Source organism: Streptomyces laurentii, from assembly GCF_040635425.1.
Lineage (GTDB): Bacteria > Actinomycetota > Actinomycetes > Streptomycetales > Streptomycetaceae > Streptomyces > Streptomyces laurentii.
Genome location: NZ_JBEYHT010000059.1, coordinates 1 through 19,909 on the forward strand (window position 1 = coordinate 1; position 19,909 = coordinate 19,909).

Here is a 19,909-nt window from a genome sequence, read left to right on the forward strand (position 1 = left end):
CGATCGAACCACACGGCCCCATCGAGACCGAAGCAGCCCGCCGCCTCGCCGACGACCTCAAGAACGAGTAATCACCCGATTACCCAACACTTTCTGAGCCGGGACCGGACACGGTGCCTGCGCCGAACGGGCGACCTTGAGGCAGAATCGGGCGCATGACGAGCCCGACCCCTTCCGCTCAGCCCTCCGAGTCCGACCAGGAGGACCGCGTCTTCCGATCGCCGCTGGGCGTCGCGGGCGGAGTCTTCCTGCTGCTCCTCGCCGTGTTCTTCGGCATCGACTCGATGCTGAACGGCCACGGCAACGCGCCGTTCATCGCCATCGCCGGACTGATCCTGGTGATCCCGCTGATCGTCGCCTTCACCTTCCGGCCGGTCGTCCAGGTCAACGGCGTACGGCTGCGCATCCGCAACCCCTTCCGTACCATCACGCTGCCCTGGGGCACCGTCGCCGACATCCGCGCCGGCTACTCCAGCGAGGCGTTCACCCAGGACGGCGGCAAGTACCAGCTGTGGGCCGTCCCCGTCTCGCTGCGCCAGCGCAAGCGGGCCTCCCGCCGCGCCGCCCGCGCCTCGCAGGACGACCCGCACGGCCGTACCTCCGTCAGCGCCAGCGTCTCTGACCATGACGCGCGCGTCGCGCCCGCCGACCGGACGGTGGCCGACCTGCGCGAGACGGCCGAGCGGCTCGGCGGGAAGCCGGAGGCGCAGGGCGAGGCGCAGGTGCGCTGGGCGTACGAGGTGATCGTGCCGGCCGTGGTCGGGCTTGTGCTGTGGATCATCCTCGCGATGACCGGCTGACCACGCCTGGTACACGACGCCGAAGGGCCCGTACGGGAAGGCTCGCGCCATCCCGTACGGGCCCTTCGGGCGTTCCCCGCCGGTCTCAGAGACCGGCCGCCTGGGCCAGGTCCCGCTTCAGCGCCGCCAGCAGCTCGGCCGCCGTCACCCGCGCCGGCGCCAGCGCGCTCGCGTCCGCGACCGGCACCACGACCTCCAGATAGCACTTGATCTTCGGCTCGGTGCCCGACGGGCGGACGATCACCCGGGCCTTGTAGTCGCCCTCCAGGTGGTAGCGCAGGCCGTCCGTCGGCGGCAGCGACTCCGTGCCCTTCGCCAGGTCCTCCGCCGACGCCACCGTCAGGCCCGCCAGCCGCACCGGCGGCTTCTCGCGCAGTGCCGCCATCGCGTTCGCGATGATCCCGAGGTCCCGCACCCGCACCGACAGCTGGTCCGTGGCGTGCAGCCCGTGCGCCACCGCCAGGTCGTCCAGCAGGTCCGCGAGCGTACGGCCCTGCTCCTTCAGCACCGACGCCAGCTCGGTCACCAGCAGCGCCGCCGTGATGCCGTCCTTGTCACGGACGCCCTCCGGGTCGACGCAGTAGCCCAGCGCCTCCTCGTAGCCGTACCGCAGACCGTCCACCCGGGCGATCCACTTGAAGCCGGTCAGCGTCTCCTCGTACCCGACCCCGGCCGCCGCCGCGATCCGGCCGAGCAGCGACGACGACACGATCGACTCGGCGAACACACCCGACGCGCCCTTCGCCACCAGGTGCGCCGCGAGCAGCGCGCCCACCTCGTCGCCGCGCAGCATCCGCCAGCCGCCCTCGACGGCCGCGTCCGGGACGGCCACCGCGCAGCGGTCCGCGTCCGGGTCGTTCGCGATCACCAGGTCCGGGTCCACGGCCCGCGCCGCCTCGAACGCGAGGTCCATCGCACCCGGCTCCTCCGGGTTCGGGAACGCCACCGTCGGGAACGCCGGGTCCGGCTCCGCCTGCTCCGCGACCAGCGCCGGCGGCGGGAAGCCGTGCCGGCCGAACGCCGCCGTCAGCGTCTCCTTGCCGACGCCGTGCATCGCCGTGTACACGGTCCGCGCGGTGCGCGGCGAGCCCGGCGTCAGGACCGCGTCCGTCCGCTCCAGGTACGCCGTCAGCACCTCGTCGCCCAGCGTCTCCCAGCCGCCGTCCGGGCGCGGCACGTCCGCCAGCGCCCGCACCGCGTCGATCTCCGCCGCGATCTCCGCGTCCGCCGGCGGCACGATCTGCGAACCGTCGCCCAGGTACACCTTGTAGCCGTTGTCGCGCGGCGGGTTGTGGCTCGCGGTCACCTCGACACCCGCCACCGCGCCCAGATGCCTTATCGCGAACGCCAGCACAGGCGTCGGCAGCGGGCGCGGCAGCAGCGCCGCGCGCAGCCCCGCGCCCGTCATCACGGCGGCCGTGTCGCGCGCGAAGTCCGCCGACTTGTACCGGGCGTCGTAGCCGATGACCACGAGACCGTCCGTCCGCCCCTTCGCCTTCAGGTACGCGGCGAGGCCGGCGGCGGCGCGGATGACGACGGCGCGGTTCATACGGTTCGGGCCCGCGCCCAGCTCGCCGCGGAGGCCGGCGGTGCCGAACTGGAGCATGCCGGAGAAACGGGCCGCCAGCTCGTCGCGGTCGCCGCGGTCGAGGAGCGCGGCGAGCTCGTCACGGGTCTCCGGGTCGGGGTCCTCGGCGAGCCACGCCTGGGCCCGGGCGAGGAGGTCGTCCTGCGTCACGGTGGTGTGCCTTTCGGGAAGTGCGGGCGGTGGGGGGTGCGGGCTTTTGTGTGGGGGTGGTGCGGGCCGCGGGGTGGGCCGGGGGCGGTGGGTGGCGCGGGGGCCGGGGAGGGGGCGCGTTCCGCACCGCGTGATGTACGGCGCGGACACCCTTCACGAGTACCCCGGGTCCATGTCCCGCGCCACACATCACGCTCTACGTTTCGAACGTCGACCCCCTCCCCGTCCCCCGCTCCCGTCCGGTGGTGCCCCGCCCCTCGCCCGCGGGGGAGGTGAAGCGAGGTGGGTGGGGGGTGCGGGTCCGTGGGGCCCTGGCCGCCGGGGGATGACCCGGAGGGCTTAAGACCCGCGCCCCCGACCCCTCGCGGGATCAGGGGCGAGAGGCCGTCCTGCGTGGATCAGATCCGGGCGAGGACCTGGGTGAGGAGTTCGCCCATGCGCGCCGCCGAGTCGCGGCCCGCCTGGAGGACCTCCTCGTGGTTCAGGGGCTCGCCGGAGAGGCCCGCCGCCAGGTTGGTGACGAGGGAGATGCCGAGGACCTCCGCGCCCGCCTCGCGGGCCGCGATGGCCTCCAGGACGGTGGACATGCCGACCAGGTCGCCGCCCATGACGCGGACCATGTTGATCTCGGCCGGGGTCTCGTAGTGCGGCCCGGGGAACTGGACGTAGACGCCCTCTTCGAGCGTCGCGTCGATCTCCTGGCACAGCGCGCGCAGCCGCGGCGAGTACACGTGCGTGAGGTCGACGAAGTGCGCGCCGACGATCGGCGAGGTGGCCGTCAGGTTGATGTGGTCGCTGATCAGGACCGGCTGGCCCGGGCGCATGCCCTCGCGCAGACCGCCGCAGCCGTTGGTGAGGACGACCGTCTCGCAGCCCGCGGCGACGGCGGTGCGGACGCCGTGGACGACGGAGGCGACGCCCCGGCCCTCGTAGAAGTGGGTGCGGCCGAGGAAGACGAGGGCGCGCTTGTCGCCGATCTTGTACGAGCGGATCGTGCCGCCGTGGCCCGCGACCGCCGGCGGCGGGAAGCCGGGCAGCTCGGTGACCGGGAACTCGGCCTCCGGGACGCCGAGCGCGTCGACGGCCGGCGCCCAGCCGGAGCCCATGACCAGGGCGACGTCGTGCTTCTCGGCTCCGGTCAGCTCGCGCAGGCGCGTGGCTGCGGCATCGGCGGCCTCGTACGGGGTGGCAGTTGCGTTCACTGGCTCTCTCGCCTCGGGGAGGGGGGTCCGAGGGGAGCCCCGGACGGATTTGTCACGCGCAGCAGCGTAGCCCGAGAAACCCTACGCGCGTAGATGATTGCCCCGAAGCGGCATGATCGTTGTCTTGTCGTTTCCCTCAAGATCCGGACACGTCCGGGAACGGCCCCGCACGGGCCGGTATTTGGCATATGCCTCAGCAGGGGCGCTTGCGCAGTTCCATCACGTAATCGTGCGGCGCGCCCGCCGACTCCGCCGCGTCCGCGACCTCGCCCAGGTAGCGGGCCGAGGGCAGCCCGCCCTCGTACGCGTTGAGCACGTAGATCCAGGCCGGCTCGTCGCCGTCCAGGGTGTGCACCCGCACCCGCATCCGCCGGTAGACGTCGAGGCCGACGCCCTCCCAGCGGTCCATGGACTCCTCGTCCATCGGAGCGATGTCGTACAGCGCGACGAAGACCTGGGACCGCGGTGCCTCCACGATCGTGGCGAGCGCTCCCTCCCAGCCCATCTGCTCCCCGCCGAAGGTCAGCCGCCAGCCGTTCAGCCAGCCGGTGCCGCGCAGCGGCGAGTGCGGTGCGCGGCGGCTCATCAGCCGCGCGTCGAGGTTGCCGGCGTAGGCGGCGTAGAGCGACATGGGACCGAGGGTACGGGAGGCCGCGCGGTCCGGGGCGAAGTCCGTGGTGGAGGAGGTGCGGCAGGGACACGGGAGGAGGACGGGAGAAGGCACGGGAGGGCGTGCGGGGGAGTCCGTCCCGCCCCCGCCGCGTCCTTTCGCCGAGGGTGCGGGACAATGGGCTACGCACTTGAAGCGTGCGGGACAATGGCGTACGCACTGCAGCCCAGCGGGGTGACCCCCCGGCAGAACGAGAGCGCGAGGCGTAGATCCCAGTGACCCGGATCGTGATCATCGGCGGCGGACCCGGCGGATACGAGGCGGCCCTGGTGGGCGCCCAACTCGGCGCGGAGGTGACCGTCGTCGACTCCGACGGCCTCGGCGGCGCGTCCGTCCTGACCGACTGTGTCCCGTCCAAGACCCTCATCGCCACGGCCGAGGTGATGACCACCTTCGACTCCTCGTACGAGGAGCTGGGCATCATCGTCGCGGACGACACCCCGCCGCTCGAGCAGACCGCTCGCGTCGTCGGTGTCGACCTCGGCAAGGTCAACCGGCGTGTGAAGCGGCTGGCGCTCGCCCAGTCGCACGACATCACGGCCTCCGTCACCCGCGCGGGTGCCCGGGTGCTGCGCGGCCGGGGCCGGCTGGCCGGACGGCAGGCGCTCGACGGCTCCCGTCAGGTGATCGTGACCGCCGCCGACGGCAGCGAGGAGACGCTCACCGCCGACGCCGTGCTGATCGCCACCGGCGCCACCCCGCGCGAGGTGCCGGACGCCAAGCCGGACGGCGAGCGGATTCTGAACTGGACCCAGGTCTACGACCTCAAGGAGCTCCCCGAGGAGCTCATCGTGGTCGGTTCCGGTGTCACCGGCGCCGAGTTCGCCGGCGCCTACCAGGCGCTCGGCTCCCGGGTCACGCTGGTCTCGTCCCGCGACCGGGTGCTCCCGGGTGAGGACCCGGACGCGGCGGCCGTCCTGGAGGACGTGTTCCGGCGCCGCGGCATGAATGTCATGGCCCGCTCGCGCGCCGAGTCCGCCAAGCGGGTCGGCGACCGCGTCGAGGTCACCCTGTCGGACGGCCGGGTCATCTCCGGCACGCACTGCCTGATGGCCGTCGGCGCCATCCCGAACTCCTCCGGGATGGGTCTGGAGGAGGCCGGGGTCCGGGTGAAGGACTCCGGGCACATCTGGACCGACCGGGTCTCCCGTACCTCCGCGCCCGGCGTGTACGCGGCCGGCGACGTCACCGGCGTCTTCGCGCTCGCCTCGGTGGCGGCGATGCAGGGACGTATCGCCATGTACCACTTCCTCGGCGACGCGGTGACCCCGCTGAACCTCAAGACGGTCTCCTCCAACGTCTTCACCGACCCGGAGATCGCCACCGTCGGCTACACCCAGGCCGACGTGGACGCGGGCAAGATCGACGCCAAGGTCGTCAAGCTGCCGCTGCTGCGCAACCCCCGCGCGAAGATGCAGGGCATCCGGGACGGCTTCGTGAAGATCTTCTGCCGGCCGGGCACCGAGATCGTGGTCGGCGGTGTGGTCGTGGCCCCGCGGGCCAGTGAGCTGATCCACCCCATCTCGATCGCGGTCGACAACAATCTGACGGTCGAGCAGATCGCAAATGCTTTCACTGTGTACCCCTCCCTGTCGGGCTCGATCGCGGAAGTGGCACGGCAGTTGCACACCCGAAAGGCGACCGGCGAGGCGTAGGGCCCGCCGACCGGCACGGCCGGCCCGTTCCCGCCCGGCTCCCGCCTGCGGGAACGGTTCGCCGACCCGGACAACCCCCGGCAAGCCGGGGCATAGGACGAACGGCAGCGGGGCCCCTCATAGCACAGAGGGGCCCCGCTTGTGCGTATCTTCCGCAATTCGGTGCATAGAGCTGAAAAAACGGTGACGCGCACGTTACTGTCAGTTTCGTGTTCGCTGCAGAACGTCGCCAATTGATCCTCGAAATGGTGCGCGCCAACGGAGCCGTGTCGCTCCGTGAGCTCGCCCGCGTCGTCCAGACCTCAGAAGTGACCGTACGGCGAGACGTGCGGGCCCTTGAGGCAGAAGGACTCCTCGACCGCCGGCACGGTGGTGCGGTGCTCCCGGGTGGGTTCACGAGAGAGTCGGGCTTCCCTCAGAAGTCCCATCTCGCGACCGCCGAGAAGACCGCCATCGCCGACGTCGCCGCGACCCTCGTGGAAGAGGGCGAGGCGATCGTCGTCGGGGCCGGCACCACCACCCAGGAGCTGGCCCGCCGGCTCGCCCGCGTCCCCGGTCTCACCGTCGTCACCAACTCGCTGCTCGTCGCCCAGGCCCTCGCCCACGCCAACCGTGTCGAGGTCGTCATGACCGGCGGCACCCTGCGCGGCTCCAACTACGCGCTGGTGGGCAGCGGGGCGGAACAGTCGCTCCAGGGGCTGCGGGTCTCCCGCGCCTTCCTCTCCGGCAGTGGCCTGACCGCCGAACGCGGCCTGTCCACCTCCAACATGCTCTCCGCGAGCGTGGACCGGGCCCTGGTGCAGGCGGCCGCCGAGGTGGTGGTCCTCGCCGACCACACCAAGCTCGGCGCCGACACCATGTTCCAGACCGTGCCGACGGACGTCATCACCCGCCTGGTCACCGACGAGCCACCCGCCCACGACGAGCGGGCCGCCACCGAGCTCCAGGCCCTCGCCGACCAGGGCGTGCAGATCACCGTCGCCGGGACCGCGGGGCACGCGGCCGAGCCGCACCCCCCGAGCGGCCGGCCACGGCGGGACGTCCCCCTGCCCGGACAGCGTGCCGCCCGGCTGCCGGGTCCGTCCGGGCCGTACCGCGGCGGGCCGGGCGTCCACGGCGGCCCCGGGGGGCTCAACGGCCCGGGCGGTCACGTGGGTCCGGTCGGCCCGGCCGGCCTCGCGAACGACATGCTCGGACCGGAGCGGCCGATGAGAGTCGCGGACCTGCGCCGCCGCTGAGCCGCCGCCGAGTCGTCGCCGAGTCGTCAACGCGTGGGGTATGTACGGTGATTGGGTGCGGCGATTGGGTACGCCGGTCGGGTACGGCGGGCCCGGTGTCGTCGTCTCCCGTACGGCGGGCCGTGAGTCCCGAGCGCGCGCGGACGGCGGTCGCGCTCAGGCGGCGCGGCGGGCCTTGCGGCGGGCGATCGCGAACGAGGCGCCTCCCCCGGCGGCGATCAGGACGGCGCCCACCGCGGCGATCGCCGCGGCGTCGTTCGCACCGGTCTCGGCGAGGCCGGCGCCCTTGGCCGCGGCCGGCCGGGCGCTGTCCGCCTTCAGGGTCTTGTGGATCCAGTTCGCGTAGGCGGGCGCGCTGGTGTAGAGGCCGGGGCCCTCCGAGCACGGCACGCCCGGGGCGCCGGGGCCCGAGGTGACGCCGATCAGTTCCCAGCGGCCGTCGCGGCCCTTCTGGACCTGCGGCCCGCCGGAGTCGCCGAAGCACGCCATGGCCTTGGGCTTGGTGGTGACGGTGCACAGCCTGTCCCCGTTGGCGTAGCCCGGCGCGCATTCGGACACCGCGCCCCTGCGGGTGTCCAGTTCCTGGAGCCGCTCGGGGAACGTGAAGGTGCCGTCGACGGTGGTGCCGAAGCCCAGCAGCCGGGTCGGCGTGCCCGGCTTCCCGGGCCGCTCGGCGATCCTGATGGGCCGCTCGGTGACCGGGCGGTCCAGGCGGATCAGCGCGAGGTCGTCCTTGTTGGCGGCCTTGTTGCCGCCGTTCACGTAGCCGGGGTGGGCGACGATCCGGTCGATCTTCCGGACGGTGCCGCCGGACGTGCGGCGGTCGGTGCCGACCCGCACGATGCCGTCCAGCTTCAGGCCCTCGACCTTCACGCAGTGCGCGGCCGTCAGGACCCATCGCGGATCGATCAGCGACGCCCCGCAGTTCCCGTCGAGCAGACCCTGGTCCGGGGCCGACTCCGGGATGACCGCCATGAACGGGTAGTCCTCCGTGGAGTCGGACCCGTTGACGATGGCGTGCGCGCTGCCGGTCATGGCGGTGGCGCAGGCCACTGCGGTGAGCACGCCGACGGCGGCGGCCCGGGCGGTACGGCGGGGGGACGGCTCGAAGCTGAACACAGAGGGATTCCTTGGCGCTCGGTGGTTCCTTGCCTCCGTAGCCTCGCCGTTCGCGACAAGCCGGACCATCCGGGCAGCATGCCGGCCGGTCCTGCGGACAACCCCCCTGAGCCGGGCACGCCTGCCCCAGGGCGGGCCTTGTCCGATCCGAGGTGCCCGTACGCGCCTCTCGCCGTCAGGCGCGCAGGCCCCGCAGTGTCAGGTCGAGCAGCCGGTCCGCCAACTCCGGGTCCTCCGGGGAGCGTTCGGCGGCCAGCGCGATGGCGTTGGTGAGCTGCATCAGATCGCCGATCGCCACGTCCGCGCGCACCGCGCCCGCCGCCCGGGCCCGCGCCATCAGCACCGTGCCCGCCTCCCGCAGCGGCTCCCGGCAGGAGGACAGCGCCGAATCCCGGTCGGCCGAGGCCGACATGAGCGCGATCGACAGGCCGCGGTACTCGCTCGCGTGCGCCACCAGGGCGCGCAGCCACCGTCCGAGCGCCTCGCACGGGTCGGGGTGCCCGGCCAGTTCGGCGGAGTGCCGCAGCAGCGCGTCGCGCGCGTCCTGGAAGACGGCGCCGAGCAGCGCCTCGCGGGTCGGGAAGTGCCGGTAGAGGGTGCCGATGCCGACCCCGGCGCGGCGCGCGATGTCCTCCAGGGAGGCGTCCGTGCCCTGTTCGGTGAAGGCCGTCCGGGCCTGGGCCAGCAGCCGCTCGTGATTGCGCCGCGCGTCGGCACGCATCCGTACTCCTTCCACCGGCCCCGGGGCGGGTCCGGGTACCGCGAGGGGCCCGCGGGCGGCGTATGCCCACGGGCCCCTCGTACGGTACCGGTGCCGGTCCGGCGGCCCGGCGGGTCCGCCGGGCCGGTGATCCGTCATACGGTCACATCGGCACGCTGCCGGTGCGTCAGTCCTTGATCTCGCAGATCAGGGCGCCGGAGGTGACGGAGGCGCCGACCGCGGCGGACAGGCCCTTGACGGTGCCGGCCTTGTGCGCGTTGAGCGGCTGCTCCATCTTCATGGCCTCCAGGACGACGATCAGGTCGCCCTCCTCGACCTCGGCGCCCTCCTCGACGGCGACCTTGACGATGGTGCCCTGCATCGGGGAGGCGAGGGTGTCGCCGGACGCGGTCGGGCCGGACTTCTTCGCCGCGCGGCGCTTGGGCTTGGCGCCCGCCGCCAGGCCCGTACGGGCCAGGGACATGCCCAGCGACGACGGGAGGGAGACCTCCAGGCGCTTGCCGCCGACCTCGACCACGATGATCTCGCGGTTGCCCTCGTCCTCGTCGGCCTCGCCGCCCGCCGGGGCGAACGGCTTGATCTCGTTGACGAACTCGGTCTCGATCCACCGGGTGTGGATGTGGAACGGGTCGGCGGTGAACGCCGGGTCGACCACGACGGCCCGGTGGAACGGGATGGCCGTGGCCATGCCCTCGACCTTGAACTCGGCCAGCGCGCGCGAGGCGCGCTGCAGCGCCTGCTCGCGGGTCGCGCCGGTGACGACGAGCTTGGCGAGCAGCGAGTCCCAGGCCGGGCCGATCACGCTGCCGGTCTCGACGCCCGCGTCGAGGCGGACACCGGGGCCGGTCGGCGGGGCGAAGAGGGAGACGGTGCCGGGGGCCGGGAGGAAGTTGCGGCCCGGGTCCTCGCCGTTGATGCGGAACTCGAAGGAGTGACCGCGGATCTCCGGGTCGCCGTAGCCGAGCTCCTCGCCGTCGGCGATCCGGAACATCTCGCGGACCAGGTCGATGCCGGTGACCTCCTCGGTCACCGGGTGCTCGACCTGCAGCCGGGTGTTGACCTCCAGGAAGGAGATCGTGCCGTCGGTACCGACGAGGAACTCCACCGTGCCGGCGCCGACGTAGCCGGCCTCCTTCAGGATGGCCTTCGACGCCGCGTACAGCTGGGCGTTCTGGTCCTCGGTGAGGAACGGCGCGGGGGCCTCCTCGACGAGCTTCTGGTGGCGGCGCTGGAGCGAGCAGTCACGGGTGGAGACGACGACCACGTTGCCGTGGCTGTCGGCCAGGCACTGGGTCTCGACGTGCCGCGGCTTGTCCAGGTAGCGCTCCACGAAGCACTCGCCCCGGCCGAAGGCCGCGACGGCCTCGCGGACGGCGGAGTCGTACAGCTCCGGCACCTCGTCGAGGGTGCGGGCCACCTTCAGACCGCGGCCACCGCCGCCGAAGGCGGCCTTGATCGCGATCGGCAGACCGTGTTGCTCGGCGAAGGCGACGACCTCGTCGGCACCCGAGACCGGGTCCGGCGTGCCGGCCACCAGCGGGGCACCGGCGCGCTGCGCGATGTGCCGGGCGGCGACCTTGTCGCCGAGGTCGCGGATGGCGTGCGGCGGCGGGCCGATCCAGATCAGGCCGGCGTCCAGGACGGCCTGGGCGAACTCGGCGTTCTCGGAGAGGAAGCCGTATCCGGGGTGGATCGCGTCGGCGCCCGCGTCCTTGGCGGCCTGCAGCACCTTGGCCATGTCCAGATAGCTGGTGGCCGGGGTGTCACCGCCCAGGGCGAACGCCTCGTCGGCCGCACGGACGTGCAGAGCGTCCCGATCCGGCTCGGCGTAGACGGCGACGCTCGCGATCCCGGCGTCCCGGCAAGCACGGGCGACACGGACAGCGATTTCGCCTCGGTTGGCGATGAGCACCTTGCGCACGATGGCTCCCTCCTTGAAACAAGCTGAGTTTAGGGACTGCCGACACGGCCTTTCGACCCATCCCCAGTGGTGAGCTTGCCCACACGGAGCGTGATAAGAGGCGTGCTCGGGTCGTGAAATCCCTTGTCGCACCACGGTACGCAGGGATTCTTTACGGCACAGTAGCTCCGCGGTGTGGCGCAGGTCTCTGTTCGTGCGGCCAGTCGCGAAAAGGGTTTCTTTGTGGAGTCCCTACGAATGGCGCAACCATTCTTTGCTCTCGCGGTGGAGTCCTCCTCGTGCGCGCGAACCCTTGTCCGACCCTTGGCCGGGTCTTGTTCGCCGGTTTACCGGCCAGTAGCCTTCGCGCTGTCGTCCGTACCGCAGGTAACAATGCAGGGATTCAGGGATCCAGGGGGTGGCCGAGGTGGCCCGCAGACCGATAGCGCTCCTCACGGCGGCGGTGCTCTTCCTCGAAGCGCCCGGCATCGTGGCGGTCAACGCGATCATGGCCCGCTTCGTGCGGGCCCAGTCGATGTCCCTCGACGGCCTCGACCCCGAGCTCCTGTACACCGGCACCTGGGCCCTCGGTATCGGCTCCGGCGCGCTGCTGCTGCTCTGCGCCCTCGTCCCGCTGATCGCCGCGATCCGCGACCGCCGCCCGGGCCGCGCCGGCCGGGCGCTGCTCGTCGGCTGCGCCGTGGTGCACGGGCTGCTCGGAGCGGTGGCGGTCGGGCTGCTCGGCTGGCTCGTCTTCGGGTACCTGATGCTGGTGGTCGCGCTGATCGTGCTCACCCTGGTGGCGTACGGCGAGACGGCGGCGGCCCCGAAGCCCGGGGCGCCGCGCGGCGAGGGCCCGGAGCCGGCGCCCGAGGCCCCCGCCGTCACGGCGTGACGCTCGGAGCGAGGCCCCCGCGGCTCAGGCCCAGAGGTCGGTGATCGACACGCCCAGCTTGCCGAGCAGCGTGCGCAGCAGCGGCAGGGACAGGCCGATGACATTGCCCGGGTCGCCGTCGATGCCCTCGATGAACGGCGCCGAACGGCCGTCCAGCGTGAACGCGCCCGCCACGTGCAGCGGCTCGCCGCTCGCCACGTACGCGGCGACCTCGGCGTCCGTCGGCTCGCCGAAGCGGACGAGGGTGGACGCGGTGGCCGACTCGTAGCGCTTGGCCTCGGTGTCGTACACGCAGTGACCCGTCTGGAGGATGCCGACCCGGCCGCGCATCGACTTCCAGCGGGCGGTGGCCTCCTCGGCGTCGGCCGGCTTGCCGAGCGCCTGCCCGTCCAGCTCCAGGACCGAGTCGCAGCCGATCACCAGCGCGCCGCTCGCCTCCGGCCGCGCGGCGACGTGCGCGGCCTTCGCCTCGGCGAGCGCGAGCGCCAGCTCGGCCGGGGTCGGCGCGTGCACCTTGTCCTCGTCGAGACCGCTGACGATCACCTCCGGGGCGAGCCCGGCCTGCCGGAGCAGTCCGAGCCGGGCGGGAGAGGCGGAGGCGAGCACGACACGGCGGCGATCAGCAGTCATGGCAGAAGCCTAGCGATCGCGTCGCGCCTCGCCTGCTTCCCGGTACGGGGGGACGTCAGCGCGCGGCGACCACGAACATGGCCACCACGATCGTCACCGCGAGCAGCACGCCGGCCCGCCGCAGCGTCGCGACCATGTCGCGGAGTTCCTTGGGCGGCTCGTTCTCGGGGTCGGACCACAGCATGCGTCCGATCCTGGGACCGACCGGACCCGGCGCGCCTGAGTACGGGTACTCAGACGGGTCCTCATCTCCTCATCCGCCGCCCGGGCAGGACTCGTGGCGCTCCAGACGCGGGAACAGGGCTCTCCACTGCTCGGCGTCGACGCTCAGCGGATGTGTCGCGCACGGCCGACCGCCGAGCCGTCCGGCCCGGCGACCTCCAGGGTGACTTCCACGAGATCTCCGTCGCGCCGGAGCGGGCGGAGCGGGGTGAAGCGGGTGGTGTGAGTGGTGTGAGTGGTGCGCTTCGGGCGCTGGGCGGCAGGGCCGAGCGACCCCGGCGCCCGCGAGGGTATGCCTCCAACTCCCGTATCTCCAGGGACGTTTCAGCCGCACGTGCAACGGAAGCACCGGCGAATCGACGCGCGGACATGCCGGAAGGCCGGACCCGTCCGGGGTCCGGCCTCCTGCGGCACTGCGACTCTTCGGTTCTTCCCGTCCGTCAGGCGGGCCAGTAGGACCGCGCCCAGGCGCGCGGGCCCGGCCGGTGCCGGACGCCCTGGGCGATCCGCGCCGGGTCCGACCAGCCCTCGGGTCCCTTCGGGCCGCCGTCCGCGGCGGCAGCCGCCGCCGTGGCCGCGGCCCGGGCCTGGACCACCGCCAGTGCGGCGGCCAGCTCCTCGGGTGTCGGGTTGCCTCGTACCACCTTGATCATCGTGACGTCCCTCCCGGAGTCCTGGAGTGGGCTTACAGCGGGATGTTGCCGTGCTTCTTCGGGGGCAGGGATTCCCGCTTCGTGCGCAGTTGACGCAGCCCCTTCACGATCTGGACGCGGGTGTCGGACGGCAGGATCACGCCGTCGATGTACCCGCGCTCGGCCGCGACGTACGGGTTGAGCAGCGCGTCCTCGTACTCCTGGATCAGCCGGGTGCGCACCGCCTCGACGTCCTCGCCGTTCGCCTCCGCCTCCGCCAGCGTGCGCCGGTGCAGGATGTTGACCGCGCCCTGCGCGCCCATGACGGCGATCTGCGCGGTGGGCCAGGCCAGGTTGAGGTCGGCGCCCAGGTGCTTGGAGCCCATGACGTCGTACGCGCCGCCGAACGCCTTGCGCGTGATGACGGTGATCAGCGGGACGGTCGCCTCGGCGTACGCGTAGATCAGCTTCGCGCCGCGCCGGATGATGCCGCCGTACTCCTGGTCCACGCCCGGCAGGAAGCCGGGGACGTCGACGAAGGTGAGCACCGGGATGTTGAACGCGTCGCAGGTGCGCACGAACCGTGCGGCCTTCTCGCTCGCGTCGATGTCGAGGCAACCGGCGAACTGCATCGGCTGGTTGGCGACCACACCCACCGGGAAGCCCTCGACCCGGCCGAAGCCGGTGAGGATGTTCGGCGCGAACAGGGCCTGGGTCTCCAGGAATTCGCCGTCGTCGAGGACGTGCTCGATGACGGTGTGCATGTCGTACGGCTGGTTCGCGGAGTCCGGGATCAGCGTGTCCAGCTCGCGGTCCTCGTCCGTCGCCTCGGTCGGGGCGGTCTCGGGGAAGGCCGGCGGCTCGGAGAGGTTGTTCGACGGCAGGTACGACAGAAGGGATTTGACGTACTCGACGGCGTCCTTCTCGTCGCCCGCCATGTGGTGCGCCACACCGGAGGTGGTGTTGTGCGTCCGGGCGCCGCCCAGCTCCTCGAAGCCGACGTCCTCGCCGGTGACCGTCTTGATGACGTCGGGGCCGGTGATGAACATGTGCGAGGTCTGGTCGACCATCACCGTGAAGTCGGTGATCGCGGGGGAGTACACCGCGCCGCCCGCGCAGGGGCCGACGACCAGCGAGATCTGCGGGATGACGCCGGACGCGTGGGTGTTGCGGCGGAAGATCTCGCCGTACATGCCGAGCGCGCTGACGCCCTCCTGGATCCGGGCGCCGCCGGAGTCGTTGATGCCGATGACCGGGCAGCCGGTCTTCAGCGCGAAGTCCATCACCTTGATGATCTTCTGGCCGAAGACCTCGCCGAGGGCGCCGCCGAAGACGGTGAAGTCCTGCGAGAAGACCGCGACCGGACGGCCGTCGACCGTGCCGTAGCCGGTGACGACGCCGTCGCCGTACGGCTGGTTCTTCTCCAGGCCGAAGTTGGTGGAGCGGTGCCGGGCCAGCTCGTCCAGTTCGACGAAGGACCCCTCGTCGAGGAGCAGCGCGATGCGCTCGCGCGCCGTCAGCTTCCCCTTCGCGTGCTGCTTCTCCACCGCGCGCGCCGAGCCGGCGTGCGTGGCCTCGCCGGTCCGGCGCTGCAGGTCCGCGATCTTGCCCGCGGTCGTGTGAATGTCGATCTCGTGGTGCTCTGCCGGCTCGGACATCGGGATGCGGCTCCCTGCCTGGTCACGGGGGGTACGTGGACTGCTGGTTCGGATGACGGGGAAAGACGGGGGTGGAGCGGGGGTGAAACGGGGGTGGAGACGGGAAAAGCGTAAAAGGAGACGGGGAAACCTCGTGAAAAGCGGCGAAGTGACCTCGAATGGGCTACTGCTGGGCTACTGACCCGTAGCGTATCGGCGCCCTTACGGTTCGGCAGTGCGGCGTTTGCCACACCTACGCTGACTTGCATGACGACCTCCCACGACTCCGCCGGACGCTGGTCCGACCTGGACCGCCCCCCGCTCAACGCCACCGCCTTGCGCCGCGCGCTCGTGCTGCCCGACGGCGGCCTGTGGACCTCCCTCGACGTGGTCGAGTCCACCGGCTCCACCAACAGCGACCTCGTCGCGCGCGCCGGTGAACTCCCCGAGGGCGCGGTGCTCGTCGCCGAGGCGCAGACCTCCGCGCGCGGCCGGCTCGACCGGGGCTGGACCGCCCCGCCCCGCTCCGGGCTCTTCGTCTCCGTCCTGCTCAAGCCCGAGGTGCCGATGCACCGCTGGGGCTGGCTGCCGCTGCTCACCGGCGTGGCCGTGGCGACCGGGCTCGGCCGCGCGGCCGGCGTGGACCTCTCCCTCAAGTGGCCCAACGACGTGCTCGTACGGGTCGACGGCGAGGAACGCAAGACGGGCGGCATCCTCGCCGAGGGCGCGGGCGGGCACGGCGTGGTCGTCGGCCTCGGCCTCAACGTCAGCCTGCGCGCCGACGAGCTGCCGGTCCCCACCGCCGGTTCGCTGCTGCTCGGCAACGCCGTCTCCACCGACCGCGACACCCTGCTGCGGTCCGTGCTGCGGTCGCTGGAGCGCTGGTACGAGACGTGGCAGCGAAGCGACGGCGACCCGGCCGCCTCCGGGCTCCAGCGGGCGTACGCGGAGAAGTGCGCGACCCTCGGCCGCCGGGTGCGGGTGGAGCTGCCCGGCGAGCGGACGCTGGAGGGCGACGCGGTGGCGGTCGACGGGGACGGCCGGATCGTGGTGGAGACGGAGGGCGGCGGGACGGAGGCCGTGGCGGCGGGCGACATCGTGCACCTGCGGGCGGTGGGCTGAGACCCGGGGCCGGGCGGGGCCGGTACGAGGGCGGTACGGGAGCGGTACGGGCGCGGGCGTACGGGAGCGGTACGAGGGCGGTACGGGGACTTCGCGGGATCTGTACGGGCTTCGCGGAGGCGGTACGGGGCGGGTCCCGCGCGTACGGGCGCCGGGGCCGTGCCGGACGAGGGACGGGGCCCCGGGCCCGTACGGCCCACACCGGCTCCCCACCGGCCCCACCCCTCCCACCTGCCCCTCTCACCTGCCCCTTCTTTCTGCCCCATCCGCACCCCTTCCGCGCACCGCGCGACCGGTTCCCGCGTGAGCCAGCCCACACCTGTCGTATCGTGGGGTCGATTCGCGGCAGCGTGCTGCACGCGGCGCGACGCACGCGACAGAACGGCAGGACAGTGGGCAGGGAACGGGCAGGAGGCGGCCGGTGACCGTCGACGACGCGAACAACGGCGGCGGGACGGAACCGGCCGGACCACCGGCCTACCCCACGCCCCACCATGTCGTCGACCACACGGCCGAGCCGACCGACGACCCCCTCGCCATCCGCCTCGAACAACTCATCCTCGGCGCCGACCGCCGCTACACGCCCTTCCAGGCCGCCCGCACCGCCGGCGTCTCCATGGAACTGGCCTCCCGCTTCTGGCGCGCCATGGGCTTCGCCGACATCGGCCAGGCCAAGGCCCTCACCGAGGCCGACGTGCTCGCCCTGCGCCGGCTCGCCGGTCTGGTCGAGGCCGGGCTGCTGAGCGAGCCGATGGCCATCCAGGTGGCCCGCTCCACCGGCCAGACCACCGCCCGGCTGGCCGAATGGCAGATCGACTCCTTCCTGGAGGGCCTGACCGAGCCGCCCGAGCCCGGCATGACCCGCACCGAGGTCACGTACCCCCTGGTCGAACTGCTCCTGCCGGAGCTGGAGGAGTTCCTGATCTACGTGTGGCGGCGCCAGCTCGCCGCCGCCACCGGCCGGGTCGTGCAGGCCGCCGACGACGAGGAGATGGTCGACCGCCGGCTCGCCGTCGGTTTCGCGGACCTGGTCGGCTTCACCCGGCTCACCCGCCGTCTGGAGGAGGAGGAGCTCGGCGAACTGGTCGAGGCCTTCGAGACCACCTGCGCCGACCTGGTCGCCGCGCACGGCGGCCGGCTCATCAAGACCCTCGGCGACGAGGTCCTCTACTGCGCCGACGACGCGGGCACCGCCGCCGAGATCGGGCTGCGGCTGATCGAGACCCTCGGGCACGACGAGACGATGCCCGCGCTGCGCGTCGGCCTCGCCTTCGGCACGGTCACGACCCGGATGGGCGACGTCTTCGGCACCACGGTGAACCTGGCCAGCCGGCTCACCTCGATAGCGCCGAAGGACGCGGTCCTCGTCGACAGCGCGCTCGCCGAGGAGCTGACCCGCACCGGCGACGCGCCCGTCTCCGAGACCAAGGCGGCCGAGGAGGCCGCGCGCGCCGACGCGGAGGGCGAGCCCGTCCCCGCGTACCGCTTCGCGCTCCGGCCGATGTGGCAGCGTCCGGTACGCGGACTCGGGGTCGTGGAGCCCTGGCTGCTGAGCCGCCGTCCGGCCTAAGATCTCCGGGAACCCCTGTTAACACTCGTTAACAGGGTCCGGGATCGGCTGGGAGGGTGTGCGGTCATGACGGAGCAGTCGGGGCAGGCGGAGACGTCGGAGTCGTCGGAGGGGCGGACCGAGGTGCGCTTCGGGGAGTTCGTCGCGGTACGCCGGGAGGGCGCGGGCCACGTCGCCGAGCTGGTCCTCGACCGGCCCAAGGCCATGAACGCCGTCTCCTCGGAGATGGCCCGCTCCCTCGGCGCCGCCTGCGCCGCGCTCGCCGCCGACCCGACCGTCCGGGTCACCGTGCTGACCTCCTCGAACGACCGGGCCTTCTGCGTCGGCGCCGACCTGAAGGAGCGCAACTCCTTCACCGACGCCGACCTGGTCCGGCAGCGGCCCGTCGCCCGCGCCGCGTACACCGGCGTCCTGGAACTGCCCATGCCGACCGTGGCCGCCGTGCACGGCTTCGCCCTCGGCGGCGGGTACGAGCTGGCGCTGTCCTGCGACGTGATCGTGGCCGACGCGAGCACCGTCGTCGGGCTGCCGGAGGTGTCGGTGGGCGTGATCCCCGGCGGCGGCGGTACGCAGCTGCTGCCGCGCCGGGTGGGCGCGGCGCGCGCCGCCGAGCTGGTCTTCACGGCGCGCCGGGTGGAGGCCGCGGAGGCGCGCGAGCTGGGCCTGGTGGACATCCTGGCGGGGGACGCGCGCGATGCCGCCCTGGAGCTGGCCGGGCGGATCGCGGGCAACTCGCCGGTCGGCCTGCGGGCCGCGAAGAAGGCCATGCGGCTCGGCCAAGGCCTGGACCTGCGGGCGGGCCTGGAGGTCGAGGACGCGGCCTGGCGGTCGGTGGCCTTCTCCGGGGACCGGGCGGAGGGCGTGGCGGCGTTCAACGAGAAGCGGAAGCCCGCCTGGCCGGGCGAATGAGCCGGAGAGCCCATCGGTTTCGCCAGGGGTGCCGTTTTTCACGATGTGTGACTTTTTGTGACGTCCCGGAAGGGAAAACAGATCAAACCTCCCTAAGCTGGAGGAATGGCTGAGGATGCGCGCCTGCGGGCCGTCGTGGCGCTGGCGCAGGGGATGTCGGCGGCGCACACTCCGCGCGAGTTCTGGCACGCCGGCGCGCAGGGCGCGTGCGACGCGCTGGGCGGCTCCTTCGCGGCGCTCTCCGTCTGGCAGCGGGACCGCGGCCGGCTGAAGGTCCTGGTGAACGCGGGGGCGCGGGCGGCGGGGGAGGAGGAGTTCCCGGACTCCGAGACGTATCCCGTGCACCGGTTCCCGGAGATCACCGAGTTCCTGCACGAACGGTGGGCGGGCGGCGGCGCGCCGGACGCCTGGGTCGAGACCGCCGACGACGAGGTGCCCACCGCCCGGGTCGCCGGCCTGCGGCGGCGCGGGCGCGGCAGTTGCGTGGTGGCGCCGGTGGTGCTGCACGGCCGGGCCTGGGGCGAGCTGTACGTGGCCCGGCCGGCCGGCGCGCCCGTCTTCGACCAGGACGACGCCGCCTTCGCGACCGTCCTCGCGGCGGTCGTCGCGGCCGGGGTCGCGCAGGCCGAGCGCCTGGAGGAGGTCCGCAAACTCGCCTTCACCGACCCGCTGACCGGACTGGCCAACCGGCGCGCGGTCGACACCCGCCTCGACGAGGCCATCGAGCGCTACCGGGCCGACGGCTCCGTGGTGAGCCTGGTGGTCTGCGACCTGAACGGCCTGAAGAGCGTCAACGACACGCACGGGCACGCGGTCGGCGACCGCCTGCTCGAACGATTCGGCTCCGTCCTCTCCCGCTGCGGCGCCATGCTTCCCGGCGCCCTCGCGGCCCGCCTCGGCGGCGACGAGTTCTGTCTGCTGACGGTCGGACCCGGCGCGGACGAGGTCGTCGCCGTCGCCGAGGAACTGTGCGTACGCGCCGCCGAGTTGGAGCTGGGCGAGGGCGTCGCCTGCGGGGTCGCCTCGACCGGCGACCCGATCGGCCCGCTGAAGTCCGCCCGCCGCCTCTTCCGCCTCGCCGACGCCGCCCAGTACCAGGCCAAGGCGGCCCGCTCCACCAAACCCGTGGTCGCCGGCCGCGACGGTACGGTCATCCCCCTCGCCGACACCCCACCCGAAACCCGCGACCGCCGCCGCTTCCGCGACGCGCCACCCGTACCGCCTTCCTGACGCGCCGGGGGGGGGGCGG

Annotated in this window: 18 protein-coding genes; 8 read left to right on the plus strand and 10 right to left on the minus strand. The window is 72.9% G+C overall.

Going from position 1 to position 19,909, the window contains the following annotated elements:
* Positions 1–155: 155 nt before the first annotated feature.
* Entirely contained in the window at positions 156–800 is a 645-nt protein-coding gene (locus ABZ693_RS28700) for a PH domain-containing protein (RefSeq protein ID WP_359883070.1), read from the plus strand.
* 85 nt (positions 801–885) lie between these two features.
* Here the strand turns inward: ABZ693_RS28700 and ABZ693_RS28705 are convergent, their stop codons facing one another.
* The 3 genes from ABZ693_RS28705 to ABZ693_RS28715 all read right to left on the minus strand — a co-directional run bounded on the left by ABZ693_RS28705 (position 886) and on the right by ABZ693_RS28715 (position 4,371).
* Positions 886–2,538: a phospho-sugar mutase gene (locus ABZ693_RS28705; protein WP_359883072.1), complete on the minus strand. Its 1,653-nt coding sequence runs from the start codon at positions 2,536–2,538 to the stop codon at positions 886–888.
* A gap of 398 nt (positions 2,539–2,936) precedes the next feature.
* Entirely contained in the window at positions 2,937–3,740 is an 804-nt protein-coding gene (locus ABZ693_RS28710; RefSeq protein WP_359883075.1) for a purine-nucleoside phosphorylase, read from the minus strand.
* Positions 3,741–3,933: 193 nt separating this feature from the next.
* Positions 3,934–4,371: a gamma-glutamylcyclotransferase family protein gene (locus ABZ693_RS28715; RefSeq protein ID WP_359883078.1), complete on the minus strand. Its 438-nt coding sequence runs from the start codon at positions 4,369–4,371 to the stop codon at positions 3,934–3,936.
* A 254-nt stretch (positions 4,372–4,625) separates the two neighbouring features.
* Between ABZ693_RS28715 and ABZ693_RS28720 the strand changes: the two genes are divergently transcribed.
* Both ABZ693_RS28720 and ABZ693_RS28725 read left to right on the plus strand, forming a co-directional pair.
* Positions 4,626–6,065 (plus strand): NAD(P)H-quinone dehydrogenase, encoded by a 1,440-nt coding sequence (locus ABZ693_RS28720; protein WP_359883081.1) that lies wholly within the window; start codon positions 4,626–4,628, stop codon positions 6,063–6,065.
* A 245-nt stretch (positions 6,066–6,310) separates the two neighbouring features.
* A complete protein-coding gene (locus tag ABZ693_RS28725; protein WP_435842570.1) occupies positions 6,311–7,303 on the plus strand; it encodes a DeoR/GlpR family DNA-binding transcription regulator in 993 nt (330 codons plus the stop codon).
* Between the two features lie 156 nt (positions 7,304–7,459).
* Here ABZ693_RS28725 and ABZ693_RS28730 read toward each other — a convergent pair whose 3' ends face one another.
* The 3 genes from ABZ693_RS28730 to ABZ693_RS28740 form a co-directional block, all read right to left on the minus strand.
* Positions 7,460–8,422, minus strand: coding sequence for a S1 family peptidase (locus tag ABZ693_RS28730; RefSeq protein ID WP_359883086.1), 963 nt, complete (start codon positions 8,420–8,422; stop codon positions 7,460–7,462).
* A gap of 175 nt (positions 8,423–8,597) precedes the next feature.
* Positions 8,598–9,143 (minus strand): TetR/AcrR family transcriptional regulator, encoded by a 546-nt coding sequence (locus ABZ693_RS28735; RefSeq protein ID WP_359883089.1) that lies wholly within the window; start codon positions 9,141–9,143, stop codon positions 8,598–8,600.
* Positions 9,144–9,309: 166 nt separating this feature from the next.
* Complete coding sequence (locus ABZ693_RS28740) at positions 9,310–11,064, minus strand: ATP-binding protein (protein WP_359883092.1); 1,755 nt, start codon at positions 11,062–11,064, stop codon at positions 9,310–9,312.
* Positions 11,065–11,470: 406 nt separating this feature from the next.
* Here ABZ693_RS28740 and ABZ693_RS28745 point away from each other — a divergent pair, with 406 nt between their 5' ends.
* A complete protein-coding gene (locus ABZ693_RS28745; RefSeq protein WP_435842571.1) occupies positions 11,471–11,938 on the plus strand; it encodes a hypothetical protein in 468 nt (155 codons plus the stop codon).
* A gap of 24 nt (positions 11,939–11,962) precedes the next feature.
* On the opposite strand, the gene ABZ693_RS28750 is transcribed toward ABZ693_RS28745, so the two are convergent.
* From ABZ693_RS28750 to ABZ693_RS28765, 4 genes are all read right to left on the minus strand, one after another.
* Positions 11,963–12,568 carry a nucleoside triphosphate pyrophosphatase gene (locus ABZ693_RS28750; RefSeq protein ID WP_359883098.1) on the minus strand — a complete coding sequence of 202 codons (606 nt, stop codon included), beginning with the start codon at positions 12,566–12,568 and terminating at the stop codon, positions 11,963–11,965.
* Positions 12,569–12,623: 55 nt separating this feature from the next.
* The gene (gene mmpB, locus ABZ693_RS28755; protein ID WP_359883100.1) at positions 12,624–12,752 is read right to left on the minus strand and encodes a morphogenic membrane protein MmpB; all 129 of its coding nucleotides are present in this window, start codon (positions 12,750–12,752) and stop codon (positions 12,624–12,626) included.
* Positions 12,753–13,230: 478 nt separating this feature from the next.
* Positions 13,231–13,443 (minus strand): acyl-CoA carboxylase subunit epsilon, encoded by a 213-nt coding sequence (locus ABZ693_RS28760; protein WP_359883103.1) that lies wholly within the window; start codon positions 13,441–13,443, stop codon positions 13,231–13,233.
* Between the two features lie 32 nt (positions 13,444–13,475).
* A complete protein-coding gene (locus ABZ693_RS28765) occupies positions 13,476–15,080 on the minus strand; it encodes an acyl-CoA carboxylase subunit beta (protein ID WP_359883107.1) in 1,605 nt (534 codons plus the stop codon).
* 246 nt (positions 15,081–15,326) lie between these two features.
* Here ABZ693_RS28765 and ABZ693_RS28770 point away from each other — a divergent pair, with 246 nt between their 5' ends.
* The 4 genes from ABZ693_RS28770 (at position 15,327) to ABZ693_RS28785 (ending at position 19,890) form a co-directional block, all read left to right on the plus strand.
* Entirely contained in the window at positions 15,327–16,181 is an 855-nt protein-coding gene (locus tag ABZ693_RS28770; RefSeq protein ID WP_359883109.1) for a biotin--[acetyl-CoA-carboxylase] ligase, read from the plus strand.
* Positions 16,182–16,602: 421 nt separating this feature from the next.
* On the plus strand, positions 16,603–17,751 hold the full coding sequence (locus ABZ693_RS28775) for an adenylate/guanylate cyclase domain-containing protein (RefSeq protein WP_359883112.1): 1,149 nt from the start codon (positions 16,603–16,605) through the stop codon (positions 17,749–17,751).
* A 66-nt stretch (positions 17,752–17,817) separates the two neighbouring features.
* On the plus strand, positions 17,818–18,660 hold the full coding sequence (locus ABZ693_RS28780; RefSeq protein ID WP_359883115.1) for an enoyl-CoA hydratase/isomerase family protein: 843 nt from the start codon (positions 17,818–17,820) through the stop codon (positions 18,658–18,660).
* Between the two features lie 105 nt (positions 18,661–18,765).
* A complete protein-coding gene (locus ABZ693_RS28785; RefSeq protein WP_359883118.1) occupies positions 18,766–19,890 on the plus strand; it encodes a GGDEF domain-containing protein in 1,125 nt (374 codons plus the stop codon).
* Positions 19,891–19,909 lie beyond the last annotated feature (19 nt).

Bases quoted from the DNA above. Each gene is read 5' to 3' on its own strand.
- ABZ693_RS28700 (WP_359883070.1), top strand. From the start codon at position 156: ATGACGAGCCCGACCCCTTCCGCTCAGCCCTCCGAGTCCGACCAGGAG.
- ABZ693_RS28765 (WP_359883107.1), bottom strand. From the start codon at position 15,080: ATGTCCGAGCCGGCAGAGCACCACGAGATCGACATTCACACGACCGCG.
- ABZ693_RS28760 (WP_359883103.1), bottom strand. From the start codon at position 13,443: ATGATCAAGGTGGTACGAGGCAACCCGACACCCGAGGAGCTGGCCGCC.
- ABZ693_RS28785 (WP_359883118.1), top strand. From the start codon at position 18,766: ATGGCTGAGGATGCGCGCCTGCGGGCCGTCGTGGCGCTGGCGCAGGGG.
- mmpB (WP_359883100.1), bottom strand. From the start codon at position 12,752: ATGCTGTGGTCCGACCCCGAGAACGAGCCGCCCAAGGAACTCCGCGAC.
- ABZ693_RS28780 (WP_359883115.1), top strand. From the start codon at position 17,818: ATGACGGAGCAGTCGGGGCAGGCGGAGACGTCGGAGTCGTCGGAGGGG.
- ABZ693_RS28750 (WP_359883098.1), bottom strand. From the start codon at position 12,568: ATGACTGCTGATCGCCGCCGTGTCGTGCTCGCCTCCGCCTCTCCCGCC.
- ABZ693_RS28725 (WP_435842570.1), top strand. From the start codon at position 6,311: ATGGTGCGCGCCAACGGAGCCGTGTCGCTCCGTGAGCTCGCCCGCGTC.
- ABZ693_RS28735 (WP_359883089.1), bottom strand. From the start codon at position 9,143: ATGCGTGCCGACGCGCGGCGCAATCACGAGCGGCTGCTGGCCCAGGCC.
- ABZ693_RS28715 (WP_359883078.1), bottom strand. From the start codon at position 4,371: ATGTCGCTCTACGCCGCCTACGCCGGCAACCTCGACGCGCGGCTGATG.
- ABZ693_RS28770 (WP_359883109.1), top strand. From the start codon at position 15,327: ATGACGACCTCCCACGACTCCGCCGGACGCTGGTCCGACCTGGACCGC.